Annotated in this window: 15 protein-coding genes and 1 riboswitch; of the genes, 9 read left to right on the top strand and 6 right to left on the bottom strand. The window is 71.1% G+C overall.

Annotation, left to right across the window (positions count from 1 at the left end):
• Nucleotides 1-62: 62 nt before the first annotated feature.
• Both M5362_RS30705 and M5362_RS30700 read left to right on the top strand, forming a co-directional pair.
• Nucleotides 63-1,544: an amino acid permease gene (locus M5362_RS30705; protein WP_260231110.1), complete on the top strand. Its 1,482-nt coding sequence runs from the start codon at nt 63-65 to the stop codon at nt 1,542-1,544.
• Between the two features lie 10 nt (nt 1,545-1,554).
• The gene (locus M5362_RS30700; RefSeq protein ID WP_030204433.1) at nt 1,555-2,010 is read left to right on the top strand and encodes an Lrp/AsnC family transcriptional regulator; all 456 of its coding nucleotides are present in this window, start codon (nt 1,555-1,557) and stop codon (nt 2,008-2,010) included.
• Nucleotides 2,011-2,221: 211 nt separating this feature from the next.
• Here M5362_RS30700 and M5362_RS30695 read toward each other — a convergent pair whose 3' ends face one another.
• The gene (locus M5362_RS30695; protein WP_260231109.1) at nt 2,222-2,767 is read right to left on the bottom strand and encodes a Repetin; all 546 of its coding nucleotides are present in this window, start codon (nt 2,765-2,767) and stop codon (nt 2,222-2,224) included.
• 280 nt (nt 2,768-3,047) lie between these two features.
• Between M5362_RS30695 and M5362_RS30690 the strand changes: the two genes are divergently transcribed.
• On the top strand, nt 3,048-3,854 hold the full coding sequence (locus tag M5362_RS30690; RefSeq protein WP_260231108.1) for a carbon-nitrogen hydrolase family protein: 807 nt from the start codon (nt 3,048-3,050) through the stop codon (nt 3,852-3,854).
• A 54-nt stretch (nt 3,855-3,908) separates the two neighbouring features.
• A complete protein-coding gene (locus M5362_RS30685) occupies nt 3,909-5,606 on the top strand; it encodes an NAD(P)/FAD-dependent oxidoreductase (protein ID WP_260231107.1) in 1,698 nt (565 codons plus the stop codon).
• A 31-nt stretch (nt 5,607-5,637) separates the two neighbouring features.
• Here the strand turns inward: M5362_RS30685 and M5362_RS30680 are convergent, their stop codons facing one another.
• The 3 genes from M5362_RS30680 to M5362_RS30670 all read right to left on the bottom strand — a co-directional run bounded on the left by M5362_RS30680 (nt 5,638) and on the right by M5362_RS30670 (nt 9,148).
• Nucleotides 5,638-6,336, bottom strand: a complete 699-nt coding sequence (locus M5362_RS30680; protein WP_260231106.1) for a DUF5995 family protein — start codon at nt 6,334-6,336, stop codon at nt 5,638-5,640.
• 74 nt (nt 6,337-6,410) lie between these two features.
• Entirely contained in the window at nt 6,411-7,811 is a 1,401-nt protein-coding gene (locus tag M5362_RS30675) for a uracil-xanthine permease family protein (RefSeq protein ID WP_260231105.1), read from the bottom strand.
• Between the two features lie 113 nt (nt 7,812-7,924).
• On the bottom strand, nt 7,925-9,148 hold the full coding sequence (locus M5362_RS30670; protein WP_260231104.1) for an MFS transporter: 1,224 nt from the start codon (nt 9,146-9,148) through the stop codon (nt 7,925-7,927).
• 94 nt (nt 9,149-9,242) lie between these two features.
• Here M5362_RS30670 and M5362_RS30665 point away from each other — a divergent pair, with 94 nt between their 5' ends.
• A complete protein-coding gene (locus tag M5362_RS30665) occupies nt 9,243-10,367 on the top strand; it encodes an ROK family transcriptional regulator (RefSeq protein ID WP_260231103.1) in 1,125 nt (374 codons plus the stop codon).
• A 23-nt stretch (nt 10,368-10,390) separates the two neighbouring features.
• Here the strand turns inward: M5362_RS30665 and M5362_RS30660 are convergent, their stop codons facing one another.
• Nucleotides 10,391-11,140, bottom strand: a complete 750-nt coding sequence (locus M5362_RS30660; RefSeq protein ID WP_260231102.1) for an SDR family oxidoreductase — start codon at nt 11,138-11,140, stop codon at nt 10,391-10,393.
• 123 nt (nt 11,141-11,263) lie between these two features.
• Nucleotides 11,264-13,621, bottom strand: coding sequence for a chitinase C-terminal domain-containing protein (locus M5362_RS30655; protein WP_260231148.1), 2,358 nt, complete (start codon nt 13,619-13,621; stop codon nt 11,264-11,266).
• A gap of 253 nt (nt 13,622-13,874) precedes the next feature.
• Nucleotides 13,875-14,004, top strand: a riboswitch (FMN riboswitch).
• Between the two features lie 160 nt (nt 14,005-14,164).
• Between M5362_RS30655 and ribD the strand changes: the two genes are divergently transcribed.
• The 4 genes from ribD to M5362_RS30635 are packed head-to-tail and all read left to right on the top strand — an operon-like array spanning nt 14,165 to nt 17,779.
• A complete protein-coding gene (gene ribD, locus M5362_RS30650) occupies nt 14,165-15,253 on the top strand; it encodes a bifunctional diaminohydroxyphosphoribosylaminopyrimidine deaminase/5-amino-6-(5-phosphoribosylamino)uracil reductase RibD (RefSeq protein WP_260231101.1) in 1,089 nt (362 codons plus the stop codon).
• A 2-nt stretch (nt 15,254-15,255) separates the two neighbouring features.
• Entirely contained in the window at nt 15,256-15,864 is a 609-nt protein-coding gene (locus tag M5362_RS30645) for a riboflavin synthase (protein WP_260231100.1), read from the top strand.
• 44 nt (nt 15,865-15,908) lie between these two features.
• The gene (locus M5362_RS30640) at nt 15,909-16,502 is read left to right on the top strand and encodes a nicotinamide mononucleotide transporter family protein (RefSeq protein ID WP_260231147.1); all 594 of its coding nucleotides are present in this window, start codon (nt 15,909-15,911) and stop codon (nt 16,500-16,502) included.
• Complete coding sequence (locus tag M5362_RS30635; protein ID WP_260231099.1) at nt 16,499-17,779, top strand: bifunctional 3,4-dihydroxy-2-butanone-4-phosphate synthase/GTP cyclohydrolase II; 1,281 nt, start codon at nt 16,499-16,501, stop codon at nt 17,777-17,779. The genes M5362_RS30640 and M5362_RS30635 overlap by 4 nt, the downstream gene beginning before the upstream one ends.
• Nucleotides 17,780-17,801 lie beyond the last annotated feature (22 nt).

Genomic DNA, 17,801 nt, shown 5'->3' with positions numbered 1-17,801 from the left:
TCCTGCCCGCGTACCGCCGTGGTCGTCGCATTTCGACAGGCAGCGATCAAGGAGCCTCCGCAGTGCTGGATCAAGGCACAGCCTCACCGGCCACCGAGCCGACCGTCCCCAAGACCTCCGGGCTCTCCGCCCTGACCCGGCGCAAGCCGGTAGAACGCCTGGTCGCCGAGGGTGGCCAGGGCGAGGGCGGCTCGCTCAGGCGCACGCTCTCGATGTGGCAGCTGACCATGATCAGCATCGGCGCCACGCTCGGCACCGGCATCTTCGTCGTCCTCGGCGACGCCGTTCCGAAGGCCGGCCCCGCGGTCACGATCGCCTTCGTCATCGCCGGTCTCACGGCGCTCTTCTCCGCCCTCTCGTACGCCGAGCTGGCGGGCTCCATACCGGTCGCCGGCTCCTCGTACTCGTATGCGTACGCAACGATGGGTGAACTCGTCGCCTGGGTCTGCGGCTGGTGCCTGGTCCTGGAGTACGGCGTGTCCGTCGCCGCCGTGGCGGTCGGCTGGGGCGAGTACCTCAACGAGCTGCTCGACGGCACGATCGGCGTCACCATCCCCGACGTGCTCTCCTCGGCACCCGGTGAGGGCGGCATCATCAACCTGCCGGGCCTGATCGTCGTGCTGCTCGCGATGGTCTTCCTGCTCGGCGGCGCCCGCGAGTCCGCCTTCGTCAACACCGTCATGGTGTTCGTGAAGATCGCCGCGCTCGTGCTCTTCTGCGCCATCGGCTTCATGGGCTTCAAGTCCGGCAACTACGCCGACTTCATGCCGCTCGGGATGGCCGGCGTCAGCGCCGCCGGCGCGAGCCTCTTCTTCTCCTACATCGGCTTCGACGCCGCCTCGACCGCCGGCGAGGAGGCGAAGGACCCGAAGCGCGACCTCCCGCGCGCGATCATGCTCTCGCTGCTCATCGTCACCGTCCTCTACGTCCTGGTCGCGGCCGTCGCCGTCGGCGCCTGGAACTGGACGGACTTCGAGGGCTCCGAGGCCCCGCTCGCCGCGATCATGAACGACGTGAGCGGTCAGAAGTTCTGGGGCACCCTGCTCGCCGCCGGCGCGGTCATCTCGATCGCCAGCGTCGTGCTGACCGTCCTCTACGGCCAGACCCGCGTGCTCTTCGCGATGTCCCGCGACGGCCTCGTGCCCAAGGTCTTCGGCAAGGTCAGCGGCAAGACCGGCACCCCGCGCGTGAACACCGTGATCGTGTCGCTCTTCTGCGGCGCCCTCGCCTCCGTCATCCCCCTCGGCAAGCTCGTCGACGCCACCAGCATCGGCACCCTGTTCGCCTTCGCCCTGGTCAACATCGCGGTGATCGTGCTGCGCCGCTCCCGGCCCACCATGGACCGCACCTTCCGCGTGCCGCTCGGCTGGACCTTCCCGATCCTCGGCTTCGGTTTCTGCGTGTACAACATGTTCAGCCTCGACTCGATCACCTGGGTGGTCTTCGGTTGCTGGATGGCCGCGGGCCTCGTGTTCTACTTCCTGTACGGCATGCGCCGCTCCCGCCTGGCCACCGACATCGTGGTCTCCGACGCAGAGAAGTGATCCACCCGTAGTGCGACTCAACGACCTCGACGAACGCATCGTCCACGCCCTCGCGGAGGACGCCCGCCGCTCGTACGCCGACATCGGCTCGCTCGTCGGTCTGTCCGCGCCCGCCGTCAAGCGGCGCGTGGACCGGCTGCGGGCCGAGGGCGCCATCACCGGATTCACCGTACGGGTGGACCCGGCGGCGCTCGGCTGGGAGACCGAGGGGTTCGTCGAGATCTACTGTCGCCACAACACCTCGCCCAACGACATCCGGCGAGGTCTGGAGCGCTACCCCGAGGTGGTGTCCGCGTCGACCGTCACCGGCGACGCGGACGCCGTCGTCCAGGTCTTCGCCTCCGACATGCGCCACTTCGAACGCGTCCTTGAGCGGATCGCGGGCGAGCCGTTCGTGGAGCGCACCAAGTCGGTCCTGGTGCTGTCGCCGCTGCTGCGGCGCTTCTCCTCCGGCTCGCCCGCCTAGGGCGTGTTTCGCCCTAGGCCCGGTCGTCGAAATGGCCCCCGGCCGCGAGCGGCGTCTGGCGCGGTGCATCGCAAGGCGGAGGATCGCCCTCGTACTGGACGTACTCGGGCGACTCCGACAACGCGGCGAGGTGCCGTGCCAGGCGTCGGGAGCAGGGGGCCATTTCGACGACAGGGCCTAGCGCCCCCGAATGGCCGCCCGGCCGGGGCGGCTACTCGGTCGGGTAGACGAACTCCCAGGGCAGGACCTTGAAGTCGCCCGTGCCCTCCTTGACCCGCTCGAAGGGCGCGCCGCTGAGGCACGGCGGCACCACGTCCTTCTCCGGGTCCGACGCCGCCCAGGAGTAGCCGAGCCGGTCGTGCCGGCCGTCGTCGTGCACCGTGACGCCGACGCGCTTGTTCCGGAACTCCTTCACGTCGGTCTCGACGACGATGCCGGTGACGACGGCCACCTTGCCGCCCGTCGTCAGGCAGTCGACCTTCACCTTCGCGGTGCCGCCCCAGTCACCCTTGTAGTGGCTGAAGCGGAACGTGCCGGTGGCGGCCATCGGGTCCTGCCGGTCCTTCGCGGCCAGATGCGCGTCGAAGGTGAACGTGATGTCGTCCCCGGCCGGCCGGTACAGCTTCGCGCTGCCGGTGAGCGCGGCCGCCTCACGGCTTCCGCCCCGGCCGTCCCCCGAGGCGACGGCCGAGCCCGCGCCTCCCGCGGTGATCAGCAGGGCGGCACAGAGAGCGGCGATCTTGGTGCGACGGTTCATGGTTTCTCGGTCCTTTCGGCAGGTCAACCGGACAGCCACCACTCTTCCGCCCGGTCCGCCGCGTGACGTCGCGCCCGGGAACGGTCCTCGTCTCCGCCGCGCGGCGGGGGAGGCGTACGACCCTCGTCGGAGCCCCACGCAACGAATCGCCGCCCCGCTCGGAGATCGCGCAACGGTTCGACGGTCGGTCCGCAACGCTCCCGCCTTGTCCCGGCAGAGCCCGGAACCGTACCGTTTTTGACGTCTTCCCCCTGTACTCCGGACCCCCTGAGGATGGCCCATGCCCGCGCTGCGCACCGCCCTGCTCCAGAGCTCCGGCGAGCTCGGTGACGTGGCCGCCAACCTGAAGATCCTCGACGAGGCCGCCGCCCGCGCGGCCGAGGCCGGAGCGGGGCTTCTGCTCGCCCCCGAGCTGTTCCTGACCGGCTACGCCATCGGCGCCGACATGGCACGCCTGGCCGAGCCGGCCGACGGCCCCTCCGCCCGCGCCGTCGCGGCCGTCGCCGTGCGTCACGGTCTGGCCGTCGGCTACGGCTACCCGGAGCGCGACGTCGAACGCCACGGCGTCCTGTACAACGCGGCGCAGCTCATGGGCCCCGACGGCCAGGTGCTTCTGCACTACCGCAAGACCCACCTCTACGGCGCCTTCGAGCACCAGTGGTTCACGCCCGGCGAGGACGGGGTCGTCCAGGCCGAGCTCGGCGGCCTCACCGTCGGCCTGATGATCTGCTACGACGTCGAGTTCCCGGAGAACGTCCGGGCGCAGGCGCTGGCCGGTACGGACCTCCTCCTGGTGCCGACCGCGCTCATGCACCCCGCCGAGGTCGTCGCCGAGTCCGTCGTCCCGGTCCGCGCCTTCGAGAACCAGCTCTACATCGCCTACGCCAACCGGACCGGCCCCGAGGGCGACTACGAGTTCGTCGGCCTCTCCACCCTGGCCGCCCCCGACGGCACCTCCCGCGCCCGCGCCGGCCGCGGCGAGGACCTCGTCGTCGGCGAGGTCGACCCGGCCTTCCTGGCGGCCTCCCGCGAGGAGAACCCCTACCTCCGCGACCGCCGCCCCGGCCTCTACGGCTCCCTCGTCTGAGCCGTCACCCTCCCCGACCTGCCCCGCTTTTTCCGTGCAAGGAGTCCGTACCCCATGACGTCCACGGTGCCCACGACCGCCGTCCCGCACAGCGACGGCCAGCCGCCGATCACCATGTTCGGTCCGGACTTCCCGTACGCCTACGACGACTTCCTGGCCCACCCGGCCGGGCTCGGCCAGATACCCGCGACCGAGCACGGCACCGAGGTCGCCGTCATCGGCGGCGGTCTCTCGGGCATCATCGCCGCGTACGAGCTGATGAAGATGGGCCTCAAGCCCGTCGTCTACGAGGCCGACCAGATCGGCGGCCGGCTGCGCACCGTCGGCTTCGAGGGCACCGGCACCGAGGGCATGACGGCGGAGATGGGTGCCATGCGCTTCCCGCCCTCCTCCACCGCCTTCCAGCACTACATCGACCTGGTGGGCCTGGAGACGCAGCCCTTCCCGAACCCGCTGGCCGAGTCCACCCCGTCGACCGTCGTCGACCTCAAGGGCGAGTCGCACTACGCGCAGACCGTCGACGACCTCCCGCAGGTCTACCGCGACGTGATGAACGCGTGGAACGCCTGCCTCGACGAGGGCGCCGACTTCTCCGACATGAACCAGGCCATGCGCGAGCGCGACGTGCCGCGCATCCGCGAGATCTGGTCCAAGCTCGTCGAGAAGCTCGACAACCAGACCTTCTACGGCTTCCTGTGCGAGTCGGAGTCCTTCAAGTCTTTCCGGCACCGCGAGATCTTCGGCCAGGTCGGCTTCGGCACCGGCGGCTGGGACACCGACTTCCCCAACTCCATCCTGGAGATCCTCCGCGTCGTCTACACCGAGGCCGACGACCACCACCGCGGCATCGTGGGCGGCTCGCAGCAGCTCCCGCTGCGCCTGTGGGAGCGCGAGCCGGAGAAGATCGTCCACTGGGCGCAGGGCACCTCCCTGCGGTCCCTGCACGAGGGCGACCCGAAGCCTGCCGTCACGCGGCTGAACCGCACCGCCGGCAACCGGATCACCGTCACGGACGCCTCCGGCGACATCCGTACGTACAAGGCGGCGATCTTCACCGCCCAGTCCTGGATGCTGCTCTCCAAGATCGCCTGCGACGACTCGCTCTTCCCGATCGACCACTGGACCGCGATCGAGCGCACCCACTACATGGAGAGCTCCAAGCTCTTCGTGCCGGTGGACCGGCCGTTCTGGCTGGACAAGGACGAGGAGACGGGCCGGGACGTCATGTCGATGACGCTGACCGACCGGATGACCCGCGGCACCTACCTCCTGGACGACGGTCCGGACAAGCCCGCCGTCATCTGCCTCTCGTACACCTGGTGCGACGACAGCCTGAAGTGGCTGCCGCTGTCCGCGAACGAGCGGATGGAGGTCATGCTGAAGTCGCTCGGCGAGATCTACCCGAAGGTCGACATCCGGAAGCACATCATCGGCAACCCGGTGACGGTCTCCTGGGAGAACGAGCCCTACTTCATGGGCGCCTTCAAGGCGAACCTGCCGGGCCACTACCGCTACCAGCGCCGCCTGTTCACGCACTTCATGCAGGACAGGCTGCCCGAGGACAAGCGCGGCATCTTCCTCGCCGGCGACGACATCTCCTGGACGGCCGGCTGGGCCGAGGGCGCCGTGCAGACCGCGCTCAACGCGGTGTGGGGCGTCATGCACCACTTCGGCGGCTCGACCGACGCCACCAACCCGGGCCCGGGCGACGTGTACGACGAGATCGCCCCGGTGGAGCTCCCCGAGGACTGAGAGCGGGACGCGGGGCCGCCGGGCCCCGCGGTCAGCCGCGCAGGGTCAGCGGGGTGAGCAGCATCCGCCCCACCAGACCCACCGACCGGTCGAGGCGTTCCCTGAACTCCTCGGCCAGGTCGGGCAGTTCGCGCAGCTGCCAGAGGGAGCGGGCCGCGAGCCAGGCGCCGTCACGGGCGCGGTCCAGGCTCCAGCAGCCCAGCAGATGTGTCAGCGGGTCCGCGACCTCGAGGAGGTCCGGGCCCGGCATCAGTTCCTCGCGGATCCGCTCCTCCAGCAGGACGAGGATGTCGCCGACCCGGTCGAACTCGTCCTCGATGTCCGGTGGCGCGCAGTCGAGGGCCCGGCAGCTGTCGACCACGGCGAGCGCCAGGTCGTGGCCGATATGGGCGTTGATCCCGGCCAGCGCGAACTGGAGCGGCCGTACGCCGGGATGGCGGCGGTAGCGGAAGAGCGGGCGCCAGCAGGCCGGGGCGGGGCCGTCGGTGGCGACCGCGTCGACGGCCGAGAGATAGCGCTCCGCGAAGCGGACGTCGAGGGTCGCGGCCGCCCGCCGGTCGGTGAACGTACCGGCGTCGATGGCCCGGCCGATCTCCTCCGTCACGGTCAGGTAGACCCGGTTGAAGACGGCGACGCCGTCGGCCGGGTGCCAGGCCGAGCGGATGCTCCGCATCCGCTCCACCACCGGGTCGACCGCGGTGAACTGCCCGATCTGTGTGGTCTGCGCCATGGGGGCAGCGTCCCAGCAGCCGGGCCCGGGAGGGAACTTTCTCGGCCCGGCTTCCCCAGAACGGGCGAATGTGCCTACGACTTGGTGGTGGGCCCGCCGTCCTTCGTGTCCTCGTACGAGCTGGTGCCGGAGTCGAGCAGGGGCTCCTGCTGCTTCAGGTGCGCCGGGGCGAACGCCCGCAGCACGTGGTAGCCGGTGATCACCACGATCGTGCCGAGCGCGATGCCGCCGAGTTCGAAGGTGTCGGTGAAGGTCAGCTTCACCCCGCCGACGCCGATGATGATGCCCGCCGCGGCCGGCACCAGGTTGAGCGGGTTGCGCAGGTCGACCTTGGCGTTGATCCAGATCTGGGCGCCGAGCAGGCCGATCATGCCGTACAGGATCACCGTGATGCCGCCGAGCACCCCACCCGGGATGGCCGCCACGACCGCGCCGAACTTGGGGCAGAGACCGAAGAGGAGCGCGAAGCCGGCCGCGGCCCAGTAGGCGGCGGTCGAGTAGACGCGGGTGGCCGCCATGACGCCGATGTTCTCGGAGTACGTGGTGTTCGGCGGGCCGCCCACGGCGGTCGAGAGCATCGAGGCGGCGCCGTCGGCCGCGATCGCGGTGCCGAGCCTGTCGTCGAGCGAGTCGCCGGTCATCTCGCCGACGGCCTTGACGTGCCCGGCGTTCTCCGCGATCAGGGCGATCACCACGGGCAGCGCCACGAGGATGGCCGACCACTCGAAGCTGGGGCCGTGGAAGGACGGCAGGCCGACCCAGTCGGCCTGGGAGACGCCCGAGAGGTCGAGGCGCCAGTGGTCGGTGACCTCACCGCCGGGACCCATCGAGTGGATCTTGCCGAAGACCAGGTCGAAGATCCAGGAGATGCCGTAGCCGAAGATCAGGCCGAGGAAGATCGCGATCCGCGACCAGAAGCCGCGCAGACAGACCACGGCCAGGCCGGTGAACAGCATGACGAGCAGCGCCGTCCACTGGTCCTGCGGCCAGTAGGTGGCGGCGGTGACCGGGGCGAGGTTGAAGCCGATCAGCATCACGACGGCGCCCGTGACGATCGGCGGCATCGCCGCGTGGATGATCCGCGCGCCGAACCTCCGTACCGCGAGACCCGCCAGGAACAGCACGCCACCGACGACGAACACCGCGCCGGTGACCGTCGCGCTGGTGCCGCCGGAGGCCCGGATGGCCGCGGCGACACCGACGAACGAGAGCGAGCAGCCCAGATAGCTCGGGACCGTGCCCCGCGTCGCGAGCAGGAAGATCACGGTCGCGACGCCGGACATCATGATGGCGAGGTTGGGGTCGAGGCCCATGAGGACGGGCGCCACGAAGGACGCGCCGAACATGGCCACCACGTGCTGGGCGCCGAGGCCGACCGTACGGGGCCAGGAGAGCCGTTCGTCCGGGCGGACGACGGCTCCTGGAGCGGGTGTCCGTCCGTCGCCGTGCAGGGTCCAGCGCACGCCGAGGTTCATGTGGTCGCTCCAGTTCTCCGGTGACGGTGGCCGGTTCGACACGCGAGACATCAGCCGAAAATGATCAGCCACATGGTAATGCGCCGCAGGTCACCGGGGGCACGGCACGGGGTCTACGAGACCTTGCCCGAGCTCGCCGCGGGGGTTCCGCTCGTGGTCGCGGCCGCGCTGGAGGGCCGGGAGCCCTGCCGGAGCACACCGGCACCGATCACCAGACCGAACGCGAGCACCGTGACGAGGCCGAACGAGAACATGAGGGAGGTCGCGTCCGCGATGCCGCCGATCGCCGAGGGGGCGATCAGCCCCGAGGTGTACGTGATGGTGGCCACGCCCGCGATGGCCTGGCTGGGGTTGGGACCGCTGCGCCCGGCCGCGGCGAAGGCCAGCGGCACGACGACGGCGACCCCGAGGCCGATGAGACCGAATCCGGCCATCGCCACGACGGGGTGCGGGGCGACGACCACCAGGACGCCGCCGACGGTCGCGGCGACACCGCCGACGCGTACCGTCCGTACGGCGCCGAACCGGTCCACCACGCGGTCGCCGACCAGCCGCGCGATGGCCATGGTCAGCGCGAAGGCGGTGGTGGAGGCCGCCGCGACTCCGGCCGAGGAGCCGAGCTCGTCCTTCAGGTAGACCGCGGACCAGTCCAGGCTCGCGCCCTCGGCGAACACCCCGCAGAAGCCGATGGCGCCGATGATCAGGGCGGACTTCGGCGGCAGCGAGAAGCGGGGCGGCGCCTCGTCCTCGGGCGCGCTCTGCAGGTCGAGCACGCCCTGGCAGAAGACCAGTCCGAGCGCGGTCAGGACGAGGGCGGCGACGAGGTGGTGCAGCCGGGCGTCCGCGCCGAAGTGGGCGGCGACGGTGCCGGCGGCGGAGCCGACGAGCGCGCCCACGCTCCACATGCCGTGCAGGCTCGACATGATCGACTTGCCGAGACGGTTCTCGACCTCGACGCCGAGGGCGTTCATCGCCACGTCGGACATGCCGGCGGTGGCGCCGTAGACGAAGAGCGCCGCGCAGAGCCCGTAGATGTCGGGCGCGAGCGACGGCAGGATCAGGGCCAGCGTCCAGAGCGCGAGCAGTCCGCGCAGCGCGGTGCGGGCGCCGAAGCGGTGGCTGATCGCACCGGCCAACGGCATCGCCAGCGAGGCGCCGACGGCCGGGAAGGCCAGGGCGAGTCCGAGCTGGCCGGCGCTGACGCTCGCGTGGTCCTGGATCCAGGGGATGCGCGTGGCGAAGCTGCCGGTGACGGCGCCATGGACGCAGAAGACGGCGGCGACGGCGAACCGGGCCCGCCGCAGTCGCTCGGTACTGAAGACGGTCTCGCCCGCCATGTGTGCCCTCCCTCGGTCTGGTGGCGGTAAACTATCAGGAACCCTGCCTGATAAATAGTAGGGCAGCAGAGACCGCGTCTGAGAGGATCCCGGCATGGCCGCATCCCCGAGTACCGCCCGGGCCCTCAACGACCGGCTCGCCCTGCGACTGCTCCAGGACGAGGGGCCCTTGACGGCGACTCAGCTGAAGACGCTGACCGGACTCTCCCGCCCCACCGTCGCCGACCTCGTCGAACGGCTCCAGGGCTCCGGACTCGTCCGGGTCGTGGGGGAGTCCGGGGCGGAGCGGCGCGGCCCCAACGCCAAGCTGTACGGGATCGCCGCCGACCGCGCCCATCTCGCCGCGCTCGACGTCCGTACGACCTCCGTCTCGCTCACGGTCTCCGACCTCCTGGGTACCACGCTCGGCGAGGCATCGGCCCCGATCGGCGGCGAGGACGGCACCGGGCCCGCCGTCGAGAAGGCCGTCGCGCTCCTGGAGCGGACCGCCAAGGAGGCCGGCGTGGAGCGGCTCCACAGCGTCGTCGTCGGCGCCCCCGGACTGATCGACCCGGCCACGGGCGAGCTGCGCGACTCCGCGAAGCTCCCGGAATGGCACCGGCGGCTGATCGCCGCCCTCCAGGAACGGCTGCCCGCGACCGTGCTCGTCGAGAACGAGACCAATCTCGCGGCCGTCGCGGAGCAGCGGGTCGGCGCCGCCCGCGACCGCGACACGTTCGTCCTGCTCTGGCTGGGCCAGGGGGTCGGCGCGGCCGTCGTCCTGGACGGCCGGCTGCGCCGAGGGGCCTCGGGCGGCGCCGGCGAACTCGGCTTCCTGCCGGTGCCCGGCACCTCCGGCCTGCCCTCGGCGACCGGCTGCGAGGGCGGCTTCCACGAGCTGGCCTGCGTGGCCGCGGTCGAGGCCCTGGCCGTGGAGCACGGCCTGGACCCGGCGTCCGCGCTCGGCTCCGGGCACGGTCCCTTCCTCGACACCCTGGCCCGGCGCCTCGCGGTCGGCGCCGCGGCCGTGGCGTCCGTCCTCGACCCGGGCTGTGTGGTCCTCGGCGGCGAGACGGGCCACCGCGGCGGCCCGGAGCTCGCCGCCCGCGTCGAGGCGGAACTCGCCGCGCTCTCGCCCCTGCGCACGGAGGTCCGCGCCACGGCCCTCGGCGACACGGCGGTCCTGCGAGGCGCCCTCCTCGCGGCCCGCGACGCGGCCCAGGACGTGCTCTTCCCGTAGGCAGGGGCGTCGGCCCCGCGCCCCTAGGCCCTGTCGTCTCCGAAGCGGGCCGCAAGGAACTCCTCGAACGTCACCCGGCCCACCGCCTGCTCCGGGGCGAGGTGGCCGCCGTGGCGCAGGCCCCGGTAGACCTTGCCCGGGAGCGGGATCCCCACGACGCGGCGGCGTTTCCCGCTCGCCCGCAGGTACGCGCCCGCCAGCTCGGCGAACGTGCGGATGTGGGGGCCGCCCATGTCCGCCACCCTGCCCGCCGGGGCACCCGGCGCCAGCTCCGCGAGGCGCGCCGCGGCCTCGGTGACGTCCAGGGGCTGGTCCCGTACGCCCTTCGGCACGAGCATCACCGGCGGTCTGGCCAGCCCCTCCAGGAGCGTCAGGACCAGATCGTGGAACTGCGTGGCGCGCAGCAACGTCCAGTCGATGCCCGACTGCTGGATCATCCGTTCCACCGCGTACTTCCTGCGGTAGTAGCCCAGCGGCACCCGGTCCACGCCGACGATCGAGATGTACAGCAGATGCGGGACCCCGGCCCGCCGCGCGGCCTCGATCAGCACGCGGGCGGCCTCCTCGTCGCCCCGCACGATGTTCGTGCAGTGGACGATCGCGTCCACGTTCCGGACCGCCCTGTCGAGGAGCGGCCCGCCCCGTCGCAGATCGACCGCGTACGGCGGGGAGTGGCGGCTCAGGACGCGCACCTCGTGGCCCGCCTCGCGCAGCCGCTCGGTGACGGGGCGGCCGAGCGTGCCCGTGCCCCCGGTCACCAGGATGGTGGTCATGGTTCCAGCGTGAACGCCTTCGCCGCGGCCCGCACATGCGGGCCGCGGCGAAGGAGGGGAGGACCCGGCGGCGGCAAGGGCCTGTGAATTCCGCCGCCGGGCGTTCTTGGGGGGGTCAGAACGTCAGCAGGCGCCGAGGTCCTTCCAGACGCCCCACTCGCCGGTCGTGCCCGGTGCCTCGTTCTGCGTCCACCACTGGGCCTTCCACTTGCGGCCGTTGTGGGAGACCTCGTTGCCCGCGTTGTAGACCGTGCCGGCCACGTACGCCGGCGCCGTGCAGGTGCCACCCGGCGGCGTCGTCGGCGGCGTGGTCGGGGGAGTCGTCGGCGGGGTGGTGGGCGGCGTGGTCGGCGGGGTCGTGGGCGGGGTGGCCGTCCCCGGCTCCACCACCGTCGTGCCGCGCGCCAGGTCACCGGCGAGCGCGTACGTCGTGCCGCTGATGTTCACCGTCCAGTTCGACGGCGTGGAGACCGGCAGGTAGTAGTTGAACGCCAGGTCCACCGTCGCGCCCGGGGCCAGCGACTGCCAGGCCGGAAGCTTCAGCGACACCCGGTGGAAGTCGCCCTTCAGACCGCCCACGTTGTTGCCGGTGTGGTCGCTGCTGATCACCTTCGTGCCGAAGCCGGACTGGTCGGAGGCGTTGCCCGGAGCGGCGGTCGCGTAGTCGAACTGGAACTCCGTGCCGCCCGGCAGCGAGGTGGCCGTGTTGTTGGTGATCTTGATCTTCGGGGTGATCGGGTAGTTGGAGTCGCCGAGCTTGAACTCGGTGAACTCCACGCCCACGTTCACGGCCTTGGCCGGAAGCGTGGCGTTCGACTTCTTCGCGCCGTACGGGGCGGCGGCCTTGAACTTGTCGTACATCAGCGAGGTGAGCGTGTCGCCGATCTCGTACTGGCCCTTGCCCGCGTTCCAGTCGTAGTCGCCGGCCATCTCCCAGACCATCGTGCCGCCGATGCCCTTGCTGACCACGTAGTCGGCCTTGGCGGCCACCGACTGCTCGTCCTCGGTGGAGAGGAAGACCTTCTTCTGCGCGTTCCACAGCCACGGCGCGACCAGGGTCGAGTCGTACTTGCGGGCGTAGGTGCCGGTCAGCGTGGTGTTCGCCGGGAAGCCGTACTGCGTGACGTAGTCGCCGACGATCCCCTTCTCCAGGTTCTTGGCGTGCCACATCGGGTTCGAGCCGGCGGGCGACTCGACACCGTTGGTGTCCTTGTCGTGCCACAGGTTGTCGATGCCGACGGCGCCGTCACCGCACTTGGTCAGACCCGCTCCGGCCGGGCAGGTGGTCGCGGCGGCCTTGCCCCACAGTCCGTCCGTACCGCCCTGCACGTTCTTGTGGCCGCGGGTGTAGTAGGGCAGGCCGATGTTGATCCGGCCGGCCGGCATCGAGCCGCGGAAGTAGTGGTACGCCCAGTCGGTGTTGAGGTAGCCGATGCCGCCGTACTGCGAGGAGCCGTAGACGTTGGCGGCGGCCAGCTCGGCGTCCTTGCCGTCGTCGAAGAGCGAGGCGTTGGGGCCGACGTACTCGTTCCAGGCGCCGTGCAGGTCGTAGGACATGATGTTGACGTAGTCCAGGTACTTCTGGCTCTGGTACGTCTCCATCCCGCGCAGCAGATAGCCCGAGGAGGGCGCGGCGACGGTGAGCAGGTAGTGCTTGCCGTCGGCGGCGCCGGCCCGGTCGAGCTTCTCGCGCAGGGACTTCATCAGCGCGTCGTAGCCCTTGACCAGGCCCGCGCGCCGGGCGTTGGAGAGCTGCCAGTCGAGCGGGTTGCCCGCGTCCTTCATCGTCGTCGGGTACTCGTAGTCGATGTCGACGCCGTTGAACCCGTACTTCTTGATGAACGCGACGGCCGAGTTGGCGAAGGTGTCGATGCCGGCCTGGTTCACCGAGCCGTCGGCGTTGGTGGCCATCGAGTAGAAGCCACCGGAGTTCACCCGGTCGCCGTTGTCGGCGAAGTAGCCGCCGGTCTCCGCCCAGCCGCCGACCGAGATCAGCGTCTTGACGTTCGGGTGCTGCTTCTTGAACTTGTTCAGCAGGTTGAAGTGGCCCTTGTAGGCGAAGCCCGGGTCCATCTCCGCCCCGGCGACGCCGGGCCAGGTCATTCCGGTGGCGGCGTTGTTCGGGCCGTCCGTGCCGACCGACAGCCTGTTGTCGGAACCGATGTGCCCGAAGGCGTAGTTGATGTGGGTGATCTTGTCCCACGGGATGTTGTTGGCCAGATAGGCGGGCTGGCCGTTCTTGCCGGTGCGCCAGCCGGTGAAGTATCCGATGACCCGGCGCTGGTGGTCGGCGCCCATCTTCTCGCGGCCCTCGGTGTCGTAGACCGAGCAGTACGGGACGTCGACACCGGGGGTCTTGTACAGCCCGTCCGGGCGACAGCCCTCGTTGTCGGCGGCGTACGAGACACCACCTGCGAGGGAGCTGATCAACAGACCGGCGACGGCCGCGCCGGACGCGAGCAGCGAGGCCCTCGTCTTCATGGGGGACAACACGATCGGTTCCTCCAAGGGAGGTCAAGAAACACAACGAACAAGGGGGTGGGTCGTGTTGGGCCCGTGGAGTGCGCACACCGCGGGCCGTACCTCGGAGGTGACACGGAGATTAAGAGGACTAGACCAGTGCGTCAATAGGTCTGGACCAACGAAAGGCTTCTGGGGGTGCTGTGAGCCAGCCCACAGGACATCGCCCGCATGACCGACGGCGGGCCGTGGCACACTGGCCCTGTATCAGCAGCAGCGCACTCCGGGGTCGGTGTAATTCCGAACCGGCGGTATAGTCCGCGACCCGTCCGCAGCCAGCGGCCGGTTGACCAGGTGAAACTCCTGGACCGACGGTGAAAGTCCGGATGGGAGGCAGTGCGCGGCGGGCGACCCTTCAAGGGGCGCTGCGGCCGTATCACCGCTGGTCGCCCTTGTCGGCGACCGGTGTGTCCGGCCTCGGCATCCCTGTGCGTAGCGTCGTATCCGCTCTCTGTCGTCATCGACAGGCCCCGGAGTCCGTGCCAGAAGAGGCAGGAGGACCCGGTGGCAGACCAGGCCGACATCACCGCCATGCGACGCGCCATCGCGCTCGCGGCCCGCGGCCTCGGCTCCACGAGCCCCAACCCGGTCGTCGGCTGCGTCGTCCTCGACGCCTCCGGACAGCCGGCCGGCGAGGGCTCCCACCAGCGCGCCGGCGGACCGCACGCCGAGATCCACGCCCTGCGCGCGGCCGGCGACCGCGCCCGCGGCGGCACCGCCTACGTCACCCTCGAACCCTGCAACCACACCGGCCGCACCGGCCCCTGCGCCCAGGCGCTCGTCGAGGCCGGGATCCGCCGCGTCGTGTACGCGGTCGGCGACCCGAACCCGCAGGCCACAGGCGGTGCGGACACGCTGCGCGCCGCCGGGGTCGAGGTCGCCTCCGGGGTCCTCGCGGAGGAGGCCGAGGAGGGCAACATCGCCTGGCTCACCTCCGTACGCCTCGGTCGCCCCTACGTGCTCTGGAAGTACGCCGCCACCCTCGACGGCCGGATCGCCGCCGCCGACGGGACCTCCCGCTGGATCACCTCCGCCGAGTCCCGCGCCGACGTCCACCGGCTGCGCGCCGAGGCCGACGCCGTCGTGGTCGGATCCGGCACCGCCCGCGCCGACGACCCCCACCTGGCCGTACGGGGCGTCGAAGGCGCCCAGCAGCCGCTGCGGGTCGTCGTGGACACCGAGGCGAGCGCCGTGAAGCCGGGGGCCCGGGTCCTCGACGACGCGGCCCGCACCGTCGTCGCCGTGGCCGAGGACGTCCTGCCGGAGGACACCGCGCACCTCCCCGAGACCTGGCGGATCTCCCGCGCACCCGGCGGCGGCCTCGCGATCCCGGCACTCCTCGCGGCGCTCCACCGGCAGGGCGTCCGTTCCGTCCTCCTCGAAGGCGGGCCGACCCTGGCCGGCGCCTTCGTCGCCGCGGGCGCCGTCGACCGGGTCGTCGGCTACCTCGCCCCGGTCCTCCTCGGTGCCGGCCCCCACGCCCTCGCCGACGCCGGAATCACCACCATCACCGACGCGTTGCGGCTCGACGTGACCGAGACCGTCCGCATCGGCCCCGATCTTCGTATCACTGCCACTCCCAAGGAGCGTTGAGCGTGTTCACCGGAATCGTCGAAGAACTGGGTGAGGTCACCGCCGTCGAGAAGCTGGCGGACGCGTCCCGCTTCCGCCTGCGCGGCCCCCTGGTCACGGAAGGCGCCAAGCACGGCGACTCCATCGCCGTCAACGGTGTCTGTCTCACGGTCGTCGAGTTCGGCGACGGCGAGTTCACCGCCGACGTCATGGCCGAGACCCTCAAGCGCTCCTCCCTCGGCGCGCTCGACGTCGGCTCCCGGGTCAACCTGGAGCGTCCGATGGCCGTCGGCGACCGCCTCGGCGGCCACATCGTCCAGGGCCATGTGGACGGCACCGGCACGATCCTCGACCGGACCCCGTCCGAGAACTGGGAGATCGTCAGGATCGCCCTGCCCGCGCACCTCTCGCGCTACGTCGTCGAGAAGGGCTCGATCACGGTCGACGGCGTCAGCCTCACCGTCGTCGAGGTCGCGGACGACTGGTTCACCATCAGCCTCATCCCCACCACCCTCGCCCTGACCACGCTCGGCATCAAGCAGAGCGGCGCACCTGTCAACCTCGAGGTCGACGTCATCGCCAAGTACGTCGAGCGGCTGCTCGGCCCCAACGCGCAGGAGAACGTCAAGTGAACTGGCTCAACTCCGAGGCGTTCACCGTCCTCGACCAGCACATCATGTGGTCGGACATGATCGGCAACACGATCGGTCTGATCGCCCTCGCGCTCGGCTGGCGCCGCTCCATCCTCACCTGGCCCGCGCAGCTGCTCTCCGGCGTCATCCTCGTCGGCGCCTACGCCTCCGCGAACCTCAGCGGCGGAGTCGGCAAGCAGCTCCTGGTCATCGGCGTCGCCGCCTGGGGCTGGGCGCAGTGGAACCGCGGCCGGCAGCAGGCCCAGGACGGCTCCATCGCCGTCCGCTTCGCGAGCTGGAAGGAGCGCGGCCTGCTCCTCGGCGGCGCCGTCATCGGCACGCTCGCCGTCGGCGGCCTGTTCACGCTCTACCCGTCGCTCTCCTGGTCCCCGTGGGCCGACGCGTACATCTTCGTCGGCACGCTCGTCGCGATGGTCGCCCAGGCCCGCGGCCTGGTCGAGTTCTGGTTCGCCTGGCTCCTGGTCGACCTGGTCGGCGTCCCCCTCGCCTTCAACAGCGGCCTCGCCTTCTCCGGGCTGGTCTACGTCATCTACTTCGCCCTCGTCATCTGGGGCATGCGCGACTGGTGGCTCAGGACGCGCACCACCCCCACCGCTCTGGAAGGAGCCCACGCATGAGCGCCGCCCTTCCCATCTGGGACGTCTCCGACCTGTCCCTCGACCCCGTCGAGCAGGCCATCCGCGACATCGCCGCGGGCCGCCCCGTCGTCGTCGTCGACGACGAGGACCGCGAGAACGAGGGCGACCTCGTCATCGCCGCCGAGATGGCCACCCCCGAGGTCGTCGCCTTCATGATGAGCGAGTGCCGTGGCCTGATCTGCGCCCCGATGGAGGGCGAGGAGCTGGAGCGCCTCGCCCTCCCGCAGATGGTCGAGCACAACACCGAGTCGATGCGTACGGCCTTCACCGTCTCCGTCGACGCGTCACCCGCCCACGGTGTGACCACCGGCATCTCGGCCGCCGACCGCGCCACCACCCTGCGGATGCTCGCGAGCGGCGCGCACGAGCCGTCCGACTTCGTCCGCCCCGGCCACATCTTCCCGCTGCGGGCCAAGCCCGGCGGCGTCCTGGCCCGCAACGGCCACACCGAGGCCGCCGTCGACCTGGCCCGCCTCGCGGGCCTGCGTCCGGCCGGCGCGATCGTCGAGATCGCCGGCGAGGACGGCGTGATGCTGCGCCTGCCCGAGCTGGTCCCGTTCGCCCGCAAGCACGGCCTGACGATCATCTCGATCGAGGACCTCATCGCCTACCGCCGCTCCGCCGAGCCGACGGTCCGCCGCGAGGCCGAGGTCCAGCTGCCCACCGCCCACGGCGAGTTCACCGCGTACGGCTACCGCTCCACCGTCGACGGCGTCGAGCACGTCGCCCTCGTCCACGGCGAGATCGGTGACGGCGAGGACGTCCTCGTCCGGGTCCACTCCGAGTGCCTGACCGGCGACATCTTCCACTCGCTTCGCTGCGACTGCGGCCCGCAGCTGGAGGCCTCCATGGACCGCGTCACCGAGGCGGGCCGCGGCGTCGTGGTCTACCTGCGCGGCCACGAGGGCCGTGGCATCGGCCTGCTGTCCAAGCTGCGCGCGTACGAGCTCCAGGAGCGCGGCCGTGACACCCTCGACGCCAACCTGGAGCTCGGGCTGCCCGCCGACGCCCGCGACTACGCGGCCGGCGCGCAGATCCTCGTCGATCTGGGCGTCCGCAGCCTGCGGCTGATGACCAACAACCCGGACAAGATCTCCGCCCTCACCCGGTACGGCCTGAAGGTCGAGGGCCGCGAGCCCATGCCGGTCCAGGCGGGCGAGCACAACCTCGGCTACCTGCGCACCAAGCGGGACCGGATGGGGCACGACCTGCCCTGGCTGGACGCGGGCACCGCGTCCACCTGCGGCAATCAGTAAGTCAGCGATCAGTACGGAGCAA

Source organism: Streptomyces sp. Je 1-79 (genome assembly GCF_025195125.1).
Lineage (GTDB): Bacteria > Actinomycetota > Actinomycetes > Streptomycetales > Streptomycetaceae > Streptomyces.
Note: the sequence above shows the minus strand (reverse complement) of the source record. Positions and strands in the feature narration are given on the sequence as shown.